Source organism: Vibrio sp. B183 (genome assembly GCF_000740665.1).
GTDB classification, from domain to species: Bacteria; Pseudomonadota; Gammaproteobacteria; order Enterobacterales; family Vibrionaceae; genus Vibrio; species Vibrio coralliilyticus.
On record NZ_JPQB01000004.1, the window covers coordinates 431330 to 450952 of the forward strand.

The 19623-nt window shown below is 46.9% G+C and carries 11 protein-coding genes; 1 reads left to right on the forward strand and 10 read right to left on the reverse strand.

Going from position 1 to position 19623, the window contains the following annotated elements; translation table 11 throughout:
- Window positions 1-327: 327 nt before the first annotated feature.
- Complete coding sequence (locus tag IX95_RS25680; protein WP_152562003.1) at window positions 328-8172, forward strand: tandem large repeat; 7845 nt, start codon at window positions 328-330, stop codon at window positions 8170-8172.
- 59 nt (window positions 8173-8231) lie between these two features.
- Here IX95_RS25680 and IX95_RS05040 read toward each other — a convergent pair whose 3' ends face one another.
- The 10 genes from IX95_RS05040 to IX95_RS05085 form a co-directional block, all read right to left on the reverse strand.
- Window positions 8232-8687 (reverse strand): hypothetical protein, encoded by a 456-nt coding sequence (locus tag IX95_RS05040; RefSeq protein ID WP_038157345.1) that lies wholly within the window; start codon window positions 8685-8687, stop codon window positions 8232-8234.
- Between the two features lie 185 nt (window positions 8688-8872).
- Window positions 8873-10660, reverse strand: a complete 1788-nt coding sequence (locus IX95_RS05045; protein WP_038157348.1) for an aminopeptidase P family protein — start codon at window positions 10658-10660, stop codon at window positions 8873-8875.
- Entirely contained in the window at window positions 10657-11652 is a 996-nt protein-coding gene (locus tag IX95_RS05050; RefSeq protein WP_038157351.1) for an ABC transporter ATP-binding protein, read from the reverse strand. The genes IX95_RS05045 and IX95_RS05050 overlap by 4 nt, the downstream gene beginning before the upstream one ends.
- 9 nt (window positions 11653-11661) lie before the next feature.
- Window positions 11662-12651 carry an ABC transporter ATP-binding protein gene (locus IX95_RS05055; RefSeq protein ID WP_038157354.1) on the reverse strand — a complete coding sequence of 330 codons (990 nt, stop codon included), beginning with the start codon at window positions 12649-12651 and terminating at the stop codon, window positions 11662-11664.
- Window positions 12652-12660: 9 nt separating this feature from the next.
- A complete protein-coding gene (locus tag IX95_RS05060; protein ID WP_038157356.1) occupies window positions 12661-13590 on the reverse strand; it encodes an ABC transporter permease subunit in 930 nt (309 codons plus the stop codon).
- A gap of 10 nt (window positions 13591-13600) precedes the next feature.
- On the reverse strand, window positions 13601-14521 hold the full coding sequence (gene oppB, locus IX95_RS05065; RefSeq protein WP_006960248.1) for an oligopeptide ABC transporter permease OppB: 921 nt from the start codon (window positions 14519-14521) through the stop codon (window positions 13601-13603).
- Between the two features lie 71 nt (window positions 14522-14592).
- Window positions 14593-16203 (reverse strand): peptide ABC transporter substrate-binding protein, encoded by a 1611-nt coding sequence (locus IX95_RS05070; RefSeq protein ID WP_038157357.1) that lies wholly within the window; start codon window positions 16201-16203, stop codon window positions 14593-14595.
- A gap of 296 nt (window positions 16204-16499) precedes the next feature.
- Window positions 16500-17264, reverse strand: a complete 765-nt coding sequence (locus tag IX95_RS05075) for a hypothetical protein (RefSeq protein ID WP_038157358.1) — start codon at window positions 17262-17264, stop codon at window positions 16500-16502.
- 5 nt (window positions 17265-17269) lie between these two features.
- Window positions 17270-17944: a GntR family transcriptional regulator gene (locus tag IX95_RS05080; RefSeq protein ID WP_038157359.1), complete on the reverse strand. Its 675-nt coding sequence runs from the start codon at window positions 17942-17944 to the stop codon at window positions 17270-17272.
- 149 nt (window positions 17945-18093) lie between these two features.
- Window positions 18094-19608, reverse strand: a complete 1515-nt coding sequence (locus IX95_RS05085; protein ID WP_038157361.1) for an aldehyde dehydrogenase (NADP(+)) — start codon at window positions 19606-19608, stop codon at window positions 18094-18096.
- Window positions 19609-19623: the final 15 nt, after the last annotated feature.

Genomic DNA, 19623 nt, shown 5'->3' on the forward strand with positions numbered 1-19623 from the left:
CTCTGATGATTGATACATCTGATTTCATTTGAAGTTTATATTTGTAAATTTTCTGTTTTATTTCTTAAATGAATTGGTTTTCATTTATTTATTTTAAATGCAAATTGAATTATGTTACTCACTTCTAATTTTTCAAAAAAAACATTATAAGCAATTTTTATAAATATTCATTAGTAATCATTTCTACTGTTCTAATAGTCAAAATTATTTGTATATAAATCTATTTTTTATCTATTTGTATATAGATCGCCGTTCTTATTCTTATTATCTCTGGTTATTTTGCCGCGTTGTCATTATTAAATCGAGAAATATACTTTAGCCACTTTTTTGCAACGTCACATCGGCACCATGTTGGTATACAAAAATATAGCTAAGCTATTTCTCACGATCCTAGTCATCCTGTCACTGAGTTCCTGTGGTGGTGGAGGCGGTGGTGATTCATCACCGAGGGCGAGAGACAAGGGAACGATATCTGGAATCGTTTTTGATGCGCCTGTCTCGCAAGCTGTGGTTACGGCTTACGAATATCAAAATGGCAAGGTGGGGCGTAAACTCGGCTCTACGACTACCTCACCATACGGCGAGTACTCAATCGAAGTTGATGCATCGTCAATGCCTTTGTATATCGAGGCTAAAGGTGGGGCCTATAAAGACCCTTTAACTGACGATATTGTTGAGACGAGTGAAGGTAAGCCGATACGTATAGTCAGTGTTATTAATTATGGTGAAGGAAATGATCAGGATGTGATGATCACACCTTTAACCTACATGGTGACAGGGCTAGCCGAATATAAGATCAAGAATGGCACTGAAGCGTCTTCTGCAATTGATGAAGCGTTAAACACCATAAACGCTATGTATGGATTTAATGTCAATTCTGTTAAACCAATCGATATTACCCGAGGCGGAATTAGTGGGTCTGCTAGCGAAGGGCATCGCTATGGTGCGTTATTGACGGCTTACTCTTCTTATGCTTATGACTTTATTGATGAAAATGGTAACGCGGGTAATGTCTATAGTTCGTTGAACCTGTCCGATATTGGCTATAGAGATATTTCTGCTGATGGTTATCTCGATGGTCAGGAGTTGGATAGAACGGGGTCATTTGCCGAACAAATTTATTTTGGTTTAGAGGAAGTCACACCTGATACGTATACCAACCAAATGGCCGAGCATACGTTAGTTGTCGTCAGTGATCCAAACCTTAATGCTTCCAAAACACCTATTGATGATTACCTCGCGATGACTGAGCACCTTAATGCATTGGGAACAAATGGCTCTGCTGATGGTGCCATTCCAGAACGTGAAGAAACAGTGATTGATGATCAACCTCCGGTCGCAACACGATCTGATGAAGGTGTTTTGAAAGGTATAGCGTCTATTGACGTAGCTCTAACTGATGCGGTGGGAGTAAAGTCGGCGAGCGTAACTTTAAGACACAAATTTGACGAAGGGGACAGTTGGAGTGATTTTGCCTGCTCTTCGACACCTAATGACGGTGATATATGTTGGGTTGATACTAGTGAGTTCGTTGAAGGAACAAGAGAAACAAGCTTAACAGTCCATATTGATACAGAGCAGCTTGACCCTGTTGGTGCCGAACAATCGCCAGAGGCATATTTGTTAATCCAAGCCACGGATGTTATGGGTAACAGCAGTGACTTTCTATCAGGTTCTGAGATTCCATTTGAGTGGGACAACATTGCGCCAATCATTGAAATAACCTCAGCTGAAACTATTAATAGTGAGATGAAAACCTATGTCCTCAAAGGACTGGTCAAAGAAAACCCTGAATATTTGAAAGACAAAAACGTACATGTTTCGTTGTCGAATGGAGAACCAGAATCTTATCCTTGCACCAAAATCTTTGGAGATGAAATCTGGTGTGAATTTGAAACTATTGGTTATTTGACCGAAAATTTTGGCGACAAAGCCAACTTCAGAGTTACCACAGAAGACATTCACGGTAACGTTGGTGTTTTGGACTTTACATTATATAACGATAACACTCCGCCTACGATATATCTAACATACCCCAACAAGCTCTTTTACGTCGAAGATGAAGTGGGGGATGTGTACCAAATTGATTATTCTGATACTACTTACAATCATGAGTCAGTAGAAAGTGCGACTCAGTACTTAAAAGTGCTCTACGATTACGCTTCTAAAGGTTTGGCCGCCACACTAGGTGCCATTGACCCTGATCTTGAATTTACAGATTTCATAGGCCAAGACTTAGTTGATCAATCCGTACCATACGTGTCTGCGACGATAAGTGATCAAAGTGATGGGGAAACGTATGGCTCTTCAGCGGAAAACTTGACGTTGAGAGTGAAGTATTATTCCAAAAAAGAAGGCGACGAGGAGTATCGCTATCACTATACCGCAGAGCAAGTCGCCAGCGACGCTGTGGAAGGTGAGAACAAAGGGATTCCTTTCGAAAAATTAGAATTTGAAGATGATAATACCGTACCTCGTATGACGTACATTATTCCCTATGTTAAAGAAGTACTAGGGCTGACCTATGGGGATAAAACATCGGAAGACATCCAAAAATTGGTTATCTCGGTTTTGGATGCTTCTGGCAATGAAAGTGAGCCGGAAGAAGTCTACTACCGTACTTCATTTGACATGCCTGAGGTGACGGTCGTTACTCCGTTTATTGATGCTCAGGTAAGGTTAGAAGGTTTAAGCTCATCGGGTTCCTTCAATTATTTGAATTCATGTGACACAGTACAAGTTGATGGTCAAAAGGATGTAGCGAGTTGTACAATTCCTTACGACTCGTCAGGTTATGAGTTCTTTAGGGTGTATTTAGGTAGCAAGAGTAATACACATTATTATCAATGGAGCCTAGACCAAAGTGCTTCAGTTTACATTCCCGCATCGGTCAATGTTGGAGCTTACTTTTCAGAAGTAGATAAAAATACTCTATACATAACAGAGTTTTCTAGCTACCACACAGGGCTATTTGATAGTCAGTGGAATAATTTAGACGGTGCTGACAAAACTGCAGAAAAAGCCCGCCTTATTCTGAATGAAGTCAATTCTGCCCTAGATACGCAGGAACGTTCAATGCTTGGATTTGATCCTGTTACAACGGAGTATGCGACTAATCGAATGTTAAGTGCGCAACTACCCGATCCATTGACCGATAAGTTTATCTACCGTTTCTTACTGGAAAGCTTAACTAACATGGCAGAGGATAACTCGGCAACGAATTCGAGTACCTTTGACTATGCTTCCGCTTTTTATCGCGACTTGTCCTATGATGGTTTGGCTAATGGCGAAGACGCAAGCGGTCCAATAAAAATCGGTAACTACACACTATCTTCTGACACGTATCGCAATGAACTTGCTCAGGGCTACTATGATGTTGCGTATGGTATACACGGCGTAGAGTCCAAAGTAGCGTTGGAACAGGCAGATCACTTTGCGACCGCATATCCGGAGTTTGCCGACCAAAATGTCTTTGAAGATGAAGGCGGTAGTATCGATCAGCAGGCTCCCTCGGTTGTCGTTGCTCCAAATGAGGAGCAAACACATGGATCATTTACAGAAGTAGGCAATGATACTGATTACAATATCGCTGGCATCATTCATTCCAAGGTAACGATTGAAGACATTGCAACAGTAAATGATCAACAGACCGTATTATCTGCCTATTGGATAGGTAACTCAAAAAAAAAGACGCCAACCAGTATAGAGTTTACTCTCAATGATGCCGAATCAACAGAGTATATAAAGGTCTACGACTTCATCATTAACTCGTTGTTACCCGAATATGATGGAGTAGAGAAGTTTGAAATCGAAGCGACAGTCGAAGATGGAATTGGGAATAGCGAAGGCCCTTATATTGCGTCAACCTATTATGTAGACAACGAACCGCCTGTTGGCAGTCTTACTACAGTGGCTCCTGAATATCCAACTGAAGCAGATGATGTAACGGTAACACTACAGTTTGACGAACCAGTAACCGCGGTCGCTGCAACATTTGACGACATCGATATTGATTTTGGTGAATCTAAAGACTTCAAAGAGCTCTGGACTGGGACAACGTCGGAAGTCATTTCACTCAACCCTGATGAGAATTCAAAAAAGTTAGTGGTGAGTGCCTATCACGATGAACTCAATAATATTGGTGAAGCGTTCTCGGAAGATGTCATCATTACGCCAACTATCACCATTGATGATGTGACGGAAGACAACGAAGTTAACAGCGCAGATGATAACGTTAATAACATCAGCTTTAGTGGTTCAACGACAGGATTTTTAAAGGATAGTGAGCTTTCAGTCAATGTGGTTTCAGACAAGCGCCCGAACATCGATAAGTTTGAATTCACTGAGGTCAAAGTAAACCAAGAGGGTGTTTGGTCTATATCTAATCAAGATATGTCCAGCTGGGAAGAATCGGACTTCACGATTGAGGTGACAGGCCGAAATAGCGAAGAATCTGAGTATGTGGTTGAAGAAAAGGAATCCAAGTACGTTGATAGTATTGCCCCGGAAGTTATCCAATCTCAAATCTCAATGTCCGGTTCCGCGGTGACTTTACTTCCTGCTAATTCGGAAGAAGTGCTGATTGATGGGGAAATCGCGACGGTCACGCTGACCTTCAGTGAGCGAGTGAGTCAACCTGAGTCGCTCCTAAACGGACAACTAATAACCTTTAACCAGCCAGCCGATGGTGATGTGGCCAAAACTTGGGTGGGGACGAGCCCAGAGCTTGTCCTTCCTGAGAGTGAATCGACATCGAAGCTAGTCGTTACAAACTACACAGACACAGCGGGCGAACCAAATTCAGGAGCTCCTTATGAGAAGACGGTTGACGTTAAACCCATCATCCTCATGCAAGATATTTCAGACTTAACGACCAACGAGGCGAGGGACTTTGTGGTATCAGGGACGGCGCGAGGGTTTGAGAATAGCGCTCAGTTAAGGGTAGTGGTTTCAAGCAGCAGCCCGCTTGGTGAGGATTTCAATGAGACAGTAGAAGTGACCAACGGGGCTTGGACGACGACACCAGAGGACATTTCCTCATGGGAAAGCGGCACCTTGACCATCACGGTGGACGGCTCGAATTCCGGTGGTCAGGAGGCGGAAGCGTCTCAGGACGTGGAGCTACTGGATGATATTGCGCCAACGGTGGGTAAAATCATCGTGAACTCAGGAAACCACCCAATCATCGATAACCAAACGGCCTTCGTCAGTGTGACTTTCAGCGAGCGCGTGGAGAATGTTGTTGCAGACGTTGACGGTGTGAAAGTGAATTTTGTCTCTCGAAACGGGGCGAAGACGGTCTGGGAAGGGACCACGTCGGGTGTGGTGACAGTGAACGCCAATGAGATGTTCAAAACTGTGACTGTAACGGAATATCAGGATGCGCAAGGCAATAGCGGTGAGGAATACTCAAGTGAAGCGCCAGTGAAACCAGTGATTGAGATTACGGAGCGAGATGACCCGATTGGTGAAATCGAGTCGAGTCGATTGGTGATTTCTGGTACTGCACGAGGTTTTCAAGAGGGCGATACAGTAAGGGTCGTTGCTCAGCTGGATGGTGACTCTAATTACAATTTTAATGACACGGTAGAGGTCGCTAAAGATGGTGCTTGGGCGACTTCAGAGCAAAACATTCGTGACTGGCCAAGCGGTGATATTAATCTCACGGTGACGGGTAAGAACGCTAACGACCAAGAGGCGGGTGCAGCGGAAGGCACCATTACCTACGAGGATACCACGCCACCAACAGTGACGGAGGAGATAGAGTTTAGTCCAGAAGTTCCTGTGGATGGTGAGAAGGTAACGATTACGGTGAACTTCAGTGAGCTAGTGACAGGCGTGACAGCGACCGTAGGTGGTGTGGGTGTGACTTTCACTGGTGATGAACCCGCCCAGCAGTGGGTAGGTGAAACAGAGGGGCCGGTTACGCTATCGTCCAATGAAGACACGATTACCGCGGTGGTGAATAGAGGCTACCAAGACCTTTCGGGTAATGAAGCGGGCAGTGATAAAGAGACATCAACAGTAGTGAAACCAATCATCCTTCTCTCGGACATTGAAGACTTAACGACCACCGAGGCGAGGGACTTTGTGGTATCAGGGACGGCGCGAGGGTTTGAAAATAACGCTCAGTTAAGCGTAGTGGTTTCGAGTGACAATCCAATTAATGAAGATGAGGAGCTTAATCTTACCGCGAAAGTGACCAACGGGATTTGGACGACGGCACCAGAGGACATTTCATCATGGGAAAGCGGTACCTTGACCATCACGGTGGACGGCGCGAATGATGGTGGGCAGGCGGCGGAACAAGCGTCTCAGGAAGTCGTTCTAGAGGATGATATTGAGCCAAAGGTGAATGGGATTACCGTGAACTCAGGAGACCCTATCATCGATAACCAAACGGCCTTTGTCAGTCTGACCTTCAGCGAGCGCGTGGAGAATGTTGTTGCAGACGTTGACGGTGTGGAGGTGCTGTTTACCTCTCGAGATGCGGCGGAGACGGTATGGGAAGGGACCACGTCAGAAGTGGTGACGCTGAACGCCAATGAGATGTTCAAAACCGTGACCGTAACGCAATATCAGGATGCGCAAGGTAGTATGGGGCAGGTGGACTCAACTGAAGCGCCCGTGAAACCCGTGATTGAGATTACGGAGCGAGGTGACTCGATTGGTGAAGACGAGTCGAGTCGAGTGGTGATTTCTGGTACTGCAAGAGGCTTTAAAACGGGCGATAAAGTGACGGTTGTAGGTCGCCTAGAATCAGCCCCAAATACACACTACTTTAATGAAACGGTAGACGTGACAGGAAGTGGAACATGGAATACTTCAGAGCAAAACATTCGTGATTGGCCAAGTGGTGATATTAATCTCACGGTTGTTGGTCAGAACAATAATAGTGTGGCGGCGGATAACGCAACAGACACTATTACTTACACCGATGCCACACTACCCCAAGTGGTCGGTGAGATAGTCTTTAGTCCAGAATTTCCTGTGGATGGTCAGAACGTAACGATTACGGTGAACTTCAGTGAGCTAGTGACAGGCGTGACAGCGACCGTAGGTGGTGTGGGTGTGACTTTCACTGGTGACGAACCAGCTCAGCAGTGGGTAGGACAAACGGATGAAGCTGTTACGCTATCTTCCAATGAAGACACGATTATCGCGGTGGTGAATAGGGGCTATCAAGACCTCTCGGGTAATGAAGCGGGCAGTGATAAAGAGACAGCAACTGGGGTGAAGCCAGTACTGTCTCTAGATACCGTGGAAGATAACAATCAGATCGACTCTCAAGAAGCTAAGCATGTTGTTATCCATGGAACGGGTATTGGCTTCGCTGGAGATTCACAAATGATTACCGTTAAAGTGACCTCGCAAGAAGAGTCATCTTTTAATTGGCAAGAAACTGTGTCTATTTCCGAAGGTGGAGTTTGGACTACAAACAGTAGTGGTCAGGATATGTCCGATTGGCCATTAGGACTCATTACTGTAGAAGTCACTGGTTTGAACCAAAAAGGAATAGCCGCAGAGCCTGTGATGAATGATAAGGTATCTATTGTGGATACCTTGCCCCCAAACGTAACGAGGGTGGAATCTCTCACGCCATCTGAACCAGAGTTTGATAGTACAGTGGGTTTAACCATCCATTTTGATGAACCTGTGAAAGAGTTGTCGGGGACCTTTGCTGGCGTGCCGATGAACTTCACTAAAGTTGGTATGATTGGTGAGTTATCTGATCAGTGGATGGCCGAAACGGAAAGTGGGATTGATTTGACGGCGGGCAGTGCGACGGAAGAGTTCATATTAAACGCTTTTGAGGATGCTTCAGGTAATGCCGCAGTGCGAGAGTATAAAGAATCGTTTTTTGTTAAACCACTGATCGAAATCGAGTCAGTAACAGGCGATAACGTTATTGAATCAGACGAAATTAGCGAGTTTTATATCACAGGGCAATCCAAAGGTATCGAACACAATGGCACGCTAACCGTGAAAGTTAAGCGGAACTTTAGTACCAAGCTTGATGAAGTTGTGACAGTAGAGTCAGATGGCTCTTGGTCTACCGGAAAGATCAATGCTTCAAGTTGGAACACCGGAGACTTTAATGTTCAGGTAACAGGAAAGAATAATGGAAACGTGAGTGCAAACGAAGCGACTCAAACAATTACCGTTCAGTAATGACTAACCTCACCTGAGATTAAAAAGAGTAAATACCCTGCGTATTTACTCTTTTTTTATTAGCCTTTTTCGCAAGAAAGCTGGTTTCCCGATTGCGCCGTCATTGAAATTTTACTTTCATTCACTGCCTTCAATTTCCATTTTTCGGTGACGGTAGGAAAAAGTTTATCAGTGATAACTTTCTGCAATTCTTCAGGCGAGTTGTCTGAAAAAGTAGTCTCCAGCTTATCAATCACTTCTAGTAACGAAGCGTTGCGTTTCATCCACTTCCCGCTACTGAGTATGTTGACGTCATAAGTGATGTCGGTGTCTAAATTGGTTATTTTCAGAAGTGACTCTTTTTCATAGTGTCCATCTTCGAAGTAATGGACGTTGTCACTGTACTTGAGGTTAACGAGTTCGATGGTCGATTCTGCGGAGCATTGCCACTGACCAGAGATGTCTTGTTCAAACTTTGGTGTGGTAACGCAGCCGGATATGGCAAGCGTAGCGATTAGAATAGATAGCGATTTCATGATTTTAATATTCCGACCCAATACATCAGTGGAAGTGTGTTGGTATTTGTATTGATTATTTATTTGCTGGAATTCTATCAGTATTGGTTATGCTGATCGATATTGATAAATCACAAATCTATCAAATGGTTAGTCGTAAAAAAGCCAACCTTACGGTTGGCAAAGAAGTTACAAAGGACAAATGGTTAAATCGGCTTTGTGGCCGAATTCAGCCAATTCTGGGTATCTGAATCCAAATATGGGCTGAGTTGTTCTAGGCATTGGTGATGGTAGGCGTTGAGCCAGTGCACCTCGTCTTTTAACAGCATGGATTTATCCAACATGTTAGTCGCAATGGGCGCTAAAGTTATGGTTTCGAAACCATAAAACGTCCCAAACTCGTTTTCTTCCAGTTCAACCACTTTGAGGATATTCTCAATGCGAATCCCGTATTGATCTTGACGGTAAACGCCCGGTTCGTTGGTGATCACCATCCCCGGCTCTAAAGCAACTTCTGCTGGGTTTTGAGAGAAGTTCTGCGGTCCTTCATGGACATTCAGACAGATGCCAACGCCATGCCCAGTACCACATTTGTAATCTATACCGTGTTGCCACAGAACGCCGCGTGCCATGATATCCAAATTAGCACCAGTAGAGCCTTTCATAAAACGGGTTTGGGTGAGACGAATCACGGCCTTGAGCACTAAGGTGTAGTCGCGACGTTGTTGCTCCGATGGTTGACCAAAATGGAAAGTGCGGGTTATGTCTGTCGTCCCCCCTAGATATTGACCGCCTGAATCGACTAGAAAGAACTGGCTTTCATCAACGCGGTAATTGCTCTTATCGTCGGCAGCATAGTGCATTTTCGCACCATGTTCGGCGAAACCAGCAATGGTTCGAAAGCTCTCCCCAATATAGCCGTTAATTTCCTTGCGGTATACCATTAAGGTTTGTTCAGCGTTGAGCTCTGTCACCTTACCGCTGGGCACTTGTTCGTCTAGCCATTTCATAAACCTGACGACGGCGGCGCCATCTTTGCGTAACGTCTCCTCCATGCTGGCAAGCTCAGTGCGATTCTTACGTGCTTTCATAACAGTGACTGGGCAAGCCATATTGAGCAAACGTACTTGAGAAGGAATGTGACTGATCAACAAACTGTCGGTGTTTCTGCAATCATAAGTGAGTACGGAATCAGGAGTAATTTCCTTTAATGCCTTGCTAAGCTGTGTATAGTCTTCCATCTCTATACCGTGCTCCGTCAGAGTAGCGAGCACGTCAGTTGTCAGCTTTTGCTTGTCGACAAAGAGTTGGCATCTGTTAAGGGTAATCAGCAAATAACTTTCAGAAATTGGGCAGTACAGGGTATCCCCGCCGCGAATATTGAGCGCCCACATTACATCGTCAAGCGTGGAAACGAGCAGGGCATCAGCCGCTTTTTGTTCGAGCACGCGACGAATTTTTGTGATTTTTTCACTCGCTGTTTGTCCCGCAACTTCGAGTGGATGATTGAACAAAGGCGCGCTCGGTCTTGCAGGGCGGTCGTCCCATATTGGGCTGATCAAGTCTTGATCAAGGACCAGCTGTATCGACTTGGCTTTAAAGGCGGCTTTCAACTCCAGATAAAATTGCTGGCTGATGCTCCGTCCATCAACTCCTACTCGACTGTTTTGATCTAAACTGTCCGCGAGATACTGTGCAATGGTAGGAGTTTCCGGTAAACGGGCTTTAAACAAGGTTAATCCCGAGCCCTGTAATTGCTCGGCAGCTTGGATATAGTAGCGTCCATCTGTCCACAGGCCGCCGGACTGTGTCGTGATGACGGCGTTACCCGCTGAGCCAGTGAAGCCAGAAATCCACTCTCTTGCCAGCCAGTAATCTGCCGAATATTCGCTGGAGTGTGGGTCATTGTTTGTCACTATGTAGGCGTCAAATTGGTGCTCAGTCATTTTCTCGCGGAGTGCATTAAGGCGCTGAGGAACGGTTGTTAAGGTCATGGGTTATAAGTTCCTATTTGTGTATGAGTACAGAAAATCTGATGGTCTGAATGTCCGCTAAGTGTGGGCTTTTGTTGAGCGCACTGGTCACTGGAGTCCGGGCAGCGCGTTCTAAACACGCAACCACTTGGCGGATTGAGAGGCGAGGGAAGGTCGCCGGGCAATAGCTGAACGTTCCTCTGTCTTGCCAAGGTAGGGTTGGCAACCGGGACTGCAGATAACAAGGCTTTGGTATAAGGGTGATGAGCGTCATCAAAGACTTTGTCGTATCGGCCAATCTCCATCGGCTTACCCAGATACATCACCATGACTCGGTCACTGATGTGACGCACCACACTAAGATCATGAGCGATCATCACCATGGTTAATCCCATCTCTTGCTTAAGATCATCAAGAAGATTGATGACCTGCGCCTGAATAGAAACATCCAGTGCGCTAACGGGTTCATCACAAACCACAAGATCGGGCTTGAGAATCAACGCTCTGGCAATCCCAACTCGCTGACACTGGCCGCCTGAAAACTCATGGGGGTAGCGGTTACGTTGGCTGGCTAAAAGACCAACTTTATCCATCATTTTAATCACGCGCTGCTCCACTTCTGAGCGCGACAGGCTGGGCTCGTGAGTCAATAGAGGCTCGGCAATACACTCTGAGATAGTGAGTCTAGGGTTGAGGCAGGCCGATGGGTCTTGAAAGACCATCTGAAACTCACGCCGCTTATCGGCGAGTTGATGTTTCCCCAACGCTAACAGATCTTGCTCTTTCCAATGCAACTGCCCGCTTGAAGGTTCAATGAGCCTTAATAGCGCCCGCGCCAGTGTTGATTTACCGCAACCCGATTCGCCAACAATACCGAGTGTCTCGCCACGATAAACATCGAGGTCGATGCCATCCACCGCTTTGACCACTTTGCGCTTACTCGGCAGGATGTGTTTGTTGATGTTAAAGTGCACGCGCAAATCACGCGCTGAAAGCAATACTTGCTGTTCCATGTCGCTCTCCTATGCTCGACGCGCTATCTGAGTAACTGCCTGAGGTCCATTAACATGGCAAGCCAGAGACTGATGTTGAGATAGTGACCGAAATGGTGGCACTGAGGCGTTACATTCTGGTCGATATTGATTACAGCGCTCTTTAAATGGGCAGCCTTTACGTTCTGTGAGAGCGCTCGGTGGGTTACCGGGAATGGTGGGAAGCCTGTCCATATCTTTAGTGATGGAAGGGATGGCTTCGAGTAGGCCTTGGGTATACGGATGAGCAGGATGGTTGAACAGCGAATCTGTATCCGCTTCTTCCATCTTCTGCCCACCGTACATAACCAACACCCGGTCGCACATCTCAGCAACCACGCCCATATCGTGCGTAATCAACAAAATTGCCGTGTGAAATTCAGACTGCAGATCGCGTAATAGAGAGAGAATCTGCGCTTGTACCGTCACGTCCAAAGCGGTGGTGGGCTCATCAGCAATCAGAAGCTCCGGCTTACACAATAAGGCCATCGCGATCATCACACGTTGTCGCATGCCACCAGACATCTCGTGAGGGTATTGAGCCATACGTGTGGCGGCGGAAGGGATCCTCACGGCATCAAGCATGGTGATCGCTTCACGGTTGGCATCACTGCGGTTCATGCCTTTGTGAACCATTAACACTTCAGAAAGTTGCTTGCCGACTTTCATAAATGGATTGAGTGATGTCATCGGATCTTGAAAGATCATGCCGATTTTTTCCGCGCGAATGTGGTTAAGCTGTTTTTTGGACATGCTGAGTAAATTTTCGCCATGAAAACTCGCTTGACCAGAAACAATACCGTTATCGGCAGTCAGCCCCATTAAGGCAAAAACAGACTGGCTTTTCCCTGAGCCAGACTCACCAACAATACCCAGTGTTTCACCTTTGTGGATGTTGTAGGACAGATTACTGACGGCATGAACTTCACCATCAGGCGTTTTGAAACGCACATTCATATCTGTGATCGATAAAATACTCATGGGGCCTCCTTAGCGATCTTTAGGGTCGAGGGCGTCTCGTAGCCCGTCACCGATGAAGTTGAAGCAAAACAGGGTGGCGACTAAGAATATGGAAGGGAACATCAGTTGCCACAAAGCCACATCAATGGTCTTAGCGCCTTCCGCAATCAGAATGCCCCAGCTTGTATCGGGCGGCTGAACGCCGAGTCCGAGAAAACTAAGGAAGGATTCAAACATAATAAAACCGGGTACCATAAGTGAGGAGTACACCATCACAATGCCCAGGACGTTAGGCAGTACATGGCGGCGAACGATAGTGAAACGGGAGACACCAATGGAATGGGCGGCTTCGATAAACTCACGTTTCTTGATACTAAAGGTCACGCCGCGAACAACGCGGGCAATCCCGAGCCAAGACACCATGCCAATCACAACAAAAATCAGATAGATGTTGTTGCCGAATAAGGTGACAAACAAAATGACCATAAACATGAAGGGTACTGAGTCGAGTACTTCAATGATTCGCATCATCACACTATCGACCATGCCTCCGATGTATCCGGATAATGCTCCCCAAGCTGTGCCGATAATCACGGCAACCAGTGCGCCCATGAATCCGACCATGATTGAGAGACGCCCACCTTGCATGGTGCGGGCAAAGATGTCCTGACCAAGATCATCGGTACCAAAGTAATGACCTGAACTAAACGACGGTTTACCTAGCTCATAGGGATCGACGACGACATTCCAGTCGATTTCATCATGGCCGAATGCCGCGATCTGCGGGCCAAAAATGATGCATACGATGATAAACATTAAGACATAAACCGACGTCATAGCGGCGCGGTTTTTGCGAAAACGTGTCCAGGCATCCTGCCATAGACTCCTGCCTTCAACCGCTTCAATCTGAGCACTCATTTGCTCTGTCAGTTCCGTGGCATCAATGCGTTTGGTTAACATAGCGACGCTCCTAAATTCGAATGCGTGGGTCGATGATGGTGTAAAGGATGTCGACCACCAAATTGAAGAAGATGGTCAAAGAGGCGACGATCAGCGTTATGCCCATCACCAAACCGTAGTCGCGGTTGAGGGCACCTGAGACAAAATGCTGCCCCATGCCGCCAGTACTGAAAAAGATGTCGATGATGACCGAACCTGTTACTACCGCGACGAAGCTGGGGCCGAGCATGGCAATGATAGGGATGAGTGAAGGGCGCAGCGCGTGATGAAACAGAATGTAGCTGGTCGACAAGCCTTTCGCCTTTGCAGTGCGGATGTATGGCTGATTGAGCGTCTCGATCATGGCACCGCGCATCACGCGCGCAATGCTGGCAACGGATCCAATCGCCAAGCTCAACACGGGTAAGATCAAGAAAGAGAGCTCACCCCCTTCCCACCCACCGGCGGGTAGCCAACCGAGTTGAATCGAGAAAATCGTGACTAACACCGGAGCCAACACAAACGCAGGGATGACCACTCCTGTCATTGAAAGCGACATAAGTAAATAGTCAACTTTTCCATTACGGTTCAAAGCGGCGATAGTGCCAAGTAACATACCTAATGGCACAGAGATACAAAACGAGATAACACCAAGGATCGCCGATACTGGCCAGGATTGAGCAACAAGCTGAGTGACGGTGAAATCCTGATAGACAAAGCTTGGGCCGAGATCGCCTTGAAGGAAGTTGGTGATGTAAATGAAAAACTGAACCAGAAAGGGTTCGTTCAAGTGAAATTTGGCTTCGATATTTGCCCGTACCACTTCTGGCATTGGGCGTTCCATATCAAATGGGCCACCGGGCGCGATATGCATTAACCAAAACGACACCAGTGCAATAAACAGCAATGTCGGTATGGCAATCAGGCAGCGGCGCAATATGTACAACAACATGACATTTCCTTGCGTAGAAAAAAGCCCGTAGCCTGTGCTAGGGATAAGTGACAGGCTCGGGCAAACTTGGGTTAATGTGCTTTCACATAGACATTTTTGCGGTAGTAAGAGGATTCTGGATTGGTACGCTCATAGCCACCAATGTAATCCTTGATCAGGTATTGATCGTTGCCATTGCGGTACATAGGGATGATCGCCATGTCCTGAATCAGAAGCTGTTCCGCAGCAATGTATTCCTGTGACGGGTCACTGAGGCTCTTCGATTCAGCCATCAGGCGATCATATTCTGGGTTGTTGTACTTTGAGTCATTGTATTCACCGGTCGAGACAAAGATGTCCAGCCAGGTTGAGGCTTCGTTATAGTCAGCCGTCCAGCCACCACGGTTAATGTTGCCCGGATCTTTCAGCGCATAGAATACCTTTGGCTCAAGTTGCTTAATTTCGACTTGTGCGCCTAACACACTTTTCCACATGCCCGCCATCGCGGTGGCCATTTTGACGTCTTTAGAAAAAGTCGGCACGGTGAAAGTGAGCTTAAGTGGATTACTCTTGCTGTAACCGGCCTCTTTAATCAGCGCTTTAGCTTTGGCGTTACGTTGTTGCTGAGTCCAAGTTGCGAATTCCGGTGTGTGAGATTTGAAACCATCGGTTTGAGGGGGAACCAGAGTAAACATTGGAATGCCGCCATTTTTGGCGATGGCTTTTGTGATGATGTTTCGGTCGATAGCATAGGAGAGTGCCTGACGGACACGAAGGTCTTTGGTCGGGCCCTTACTGGTGTTGAGATAGTAGAACGTCGAGCCAAGTGATGCACTGGTGTCCGCCACTTGCTCTGGATATTGTTTTAGAAGCTTGTTCTTTTGAGCCGCGGGAATCGATAGAGCTTGGTCAATTTCGCCGGCTAAGTAGCGGTTTAGCGCAACATTGGCATCTCCGATAGGTAGCCAAGTGATTTGGTCGAGTATGACGTTGTCAGCATCCCAGTATTTCTCATTCTTTGTCATCACCATTTTTTCGTTTACTTTCCACTCAGACACGGTGAAAGCGCCATTGGTGACGATGTTCTTTGGCTGAGTCCACTCGCTGGCGTATTTTTCTACCGTGGCTTGGTGAACTGGTGCAAGGACAGGATGGCTCAGAAGTTTGATGAAGAACGGTACCGGCTTTTCTAATGTCACTTCAAAGGTGTGATCATCAATGGCGCGCACGCCTAAGGTGTTAGCTGGTGCTTCACCTTTCATAATCTTGGCGGAGTTTTTGATTCCGGGAATCGCGGCAAACCAAGCATAAGGTGACGCGGTTTTCGGGTCGATAAGGCGCTGCCAGCTATAAACAAAATCGTGTGCCGTTAACGAGTCACCATTCGACCACTGCGACTGACGCAACGTAAAGGTGTAGACAGTGTTGTTGTCATTCGCTTGCCAGCTTTCAGCGATGCCGGGAATGGTTTTGCCTTGCTTATCCTGTACTGTCAGACCTTCAAACAAGTCTCGCCCTAGGTTGAACGCTGGCTCTGCGGCCTGTTTTGCCGGATCAATTGAAGTGACCTCCGCTCCATTGTTTAAAACAATCTCTTGTTTTTCAGCGAGCTGCGTTCCTGATGGGTATGGTTTGGCGAGAGCATTGCTGGCAAATAATGCCGTTGCAATAGCACTCAGTGCGATCAGTTGTTTTGCTTTCATAGCTTCCTCGTAATGTCCTTATCGGATGAAATCCCTATCATCTGAAGGGAGGGAAATCAGACACTCAAAACGACCGGAGTGGCGAGTACTGCACAGAGTGAAAGGGATAGAGAAAATGTATATTGTATAAAATCTTTCAACAATCGATATTTAACATTGTTGTAACAAGGTGGCGGTTTCAGAGACTTGCGGTCTTATAAAATGAGACTGAGCGAAAAATGTACAAATGAAAGTCTGAGAATGAATCCAGAGTCACAGAAAGTTGATGAAAATGATACGTCAAACTCGCTCTGGCCCTAGCGTCTGCGGAATTTTGCGGAAACCTGTTTAAGCAGCTCCCCATCTATCTCTGGTAATCCGTCCGAGAAGTAGATCTGCTGGCCGGGCGTCATTCGAAACAGCACATTGGTGAACTCACCCTCTTCGTTAGCGCAATTCGCCGCGTGCATTTCACTGACTTTACGATCCACTTCCTGTTCGAGTTTGAGCCTCTGCTCTTGGGTCAAACGCACTCTGGCCTGACAAACTTGAGAAAGGGTTGAGTCTTCCATCGAGATCCTTTCAAAACGGCGCTTGAATAAGGTATCGAGTGCAGTGCCTTCTTCCATGATAAATCGCCTGCCAGAGCGATACACTATCTTGTCACCGTGCGCTTCCATATAGCCAAGGATTTCAGCAATGCTCAGATAGAATCTCAGGCTGGTATCTGAGAGTTGATACTGCTCGGCAATTTGCTGCGGTGTTTGGTTACGTGAGGTGATGAGGTAAATAAAATCTAGAAGGTAAGGGTGCTCAACAAACAGAGCGTTTTGCTCATCAGAGAGAAACTGCTCATTGTCTCGTTGGATCTGCACCGCCAATTGCGTCAGCTCCATCAGATCACTATTGAGATGGTTGGTGTACATCAGGATCTTGTCCAGACCCAATGAAGGATTATGCAAATGCCGCTTTATAGTCGAAAGCGGCACGCCGGTTTTCTCAGACAATTCGCTATAGCACAAACCTTCGTTCTTGATTTTCTGGCGGATGGCAGCCAGCAAAAATTCTGGTCCTATATGCATGGATTTCAGCCCTGATTGTTTTGGCGCTCGATAAGCAAGTTGCGAATATCAGCACCAGCTTCGAGGATATGTTTCTTCAACATGTATTTCGCCCCTTCAATATCACGGTTCTGGCACATTTCCAGAAGGGCAACATGCTCCTTGTCGGCTTTGACGATGCCTGATGTAAACAGAAGCTGCATACGAATATAGCGGTCGCACTTTGTATTCAGGTTGTAGATCACATCCATGGTTTCCGGCATTTCGGCGGGTTCATACAAGGCTTTGTGCAACTCATAGTTGTAGTTGCTCCACTCTTCCACTTCGTCTCCGCGGCTGACAACATCTTCAAATCGCTGACGAATTTCATTCGCTTTAGCGAGATCTTCATCGGTCATTTTCTGGATAGCATGTTCCAGAATAAAGCATTCTACGACGGCGCGCAGTTCAAATAGCTCATCAATCTTCTCAGGCGATAGCTCGGTAACAGTGGCGCCTTTATGTGCTTCAAACGCAACCAATCCTTGCGCTTCTAACTGCATCAGAGCTTCACGCACCGGAATTCGGCTGACGTTGAACTCTTTGGCGAGGGCATCTTGACGTAGGGGTTGGCCCGTCTTTAATTCCCCTTTGAGGATCTTGGTTCGGATCGCTTCTTCGACCAACTGCGTTCGAGTTTTAAAAACAGGTTTTTGCGACATCCAAGTCTCCGCTCACATCATTCTTATTCAATATTTTATTCAATATACCATTAGCGTCCGGCATTGCGACCCTTGCAGCCGTTCACCTGTTTGTTTTTTGGGATGGGTCAAAACAAAAAGGTACCAGCTGGTACCTTTTTGAACAGTGACTACTGGCCATCTATAGTCCGACGCACGTTAAGTGGGTTTGCTTGCTGTAGAGCCTGAGGCAATAACTCGTCCGGCATGGACTGATAAGCGACCGGACGCAACCAACGTTTTATCGCTTCCGCCCCCACTGATGTGCTTGCAGGCATGGTTGAAGCTGGGTAAGGACCGCCGTGCACCATGGCATAGCTGACTTCAACTCCGGTGGGCCAGCCATTAAACACTAAGCGACCAGAGACTTCTTCAAGCTCAGTCACCAGTGTCGATGCGAGTGCATAATCTGCCTCTTCTGCCTGAATGGTGGCCGTCAGGCTACCGGCCAGATTCTGGCTCAACTCAAGCATGTCTTCGGCGCTTTCACATTTGACGATAATCGATTGAGGACCAAAAATTTCTTCCTGCCATTGTGGGTTGCGTCGCCACTGTTCACTGGTGGTTTCAAATAGATACGCGGGTACACCTTGTTCAGGCTGGGATTGGGTGAGTGTTAGCCCTTGCTCGCGAGATCGCAGCTCACTTTGTTGCAGGTAACCCTGTTTGATCCCTTCTGTAAGCATGATCTGCCCAGGCTGGTTTTGAATCCCTTGGCGTACCGACGATAGGAATTGCGTGCCAGCGTTATCATCGACGATGAACACCACCGCAGGCTTAGTACAGAACTGACCGCAGCCCATATTCATCGACAGCAGGTATTCTTCGGCTAAAGACTGACCATGCTGCGCCATACGTTGGGGGAGGATGAAGACAGGGTTGGAAGCGCCCAGTTCACCGTAAAACGGAATTGGCTCTGGGCGCTGCTGCGCAATATCATACAGTGCACGTCCACCAACAATCGATCCGGTAAAACCGACCGCCTTGATTTTAGGATGAGAAACCACGGACTGACCTAACTCATGGCTGGTTCCTTGCAGCAGAGTAAACACCGCTTGAGGCAAACTCATCTCATCCAATGCTTTGGCAATACATTCAGCGACTTTTTCACTGGTGCCAGGGTGTGCAGGGTGCCCTTTGACGACCACTGGACAACCCGCTGCCAATGCTGATGCACTATCCCCGCCGGCCGTGGAAAAAGCGAGAGGAAAGTTAGAGGCACCGAAAACCGCAACCGGGCCAAGAGCAATGTTCTGACGGCGAATATCCGGTTTTGGTAGTGGCGAACGTTGAGGATCTGCAGTGTCGAAAATTGCTTCCTGCCACAAGCCACTTTCTACGACATTGGCGAACAACTTAAGCTGCGCAGTTGTACGGCTTAGCTCACCATTAAGCCTTGCATGCGGCAGGGCTGATTCAAGATGAGCTCGTTCCACAATACCTTCTCTGGCTTGCTCCAGTTGGTCGGCGATACTGTGTAACAGCTGAGCTCGAATCACTGGGGAGGTTTGGCGAAATGATTTAGCCACCTCAGCCGCTGCATTGGCCGCAAAGTCGACATTAGATTGCTGATGCTCTGGAAATTGTCCTTCCAATACCTGCTCGTTTGCAGGATTGAGGGCAGAAAAAGTGCTGGTTTTATTCATGGTCGTGTCCTGTTG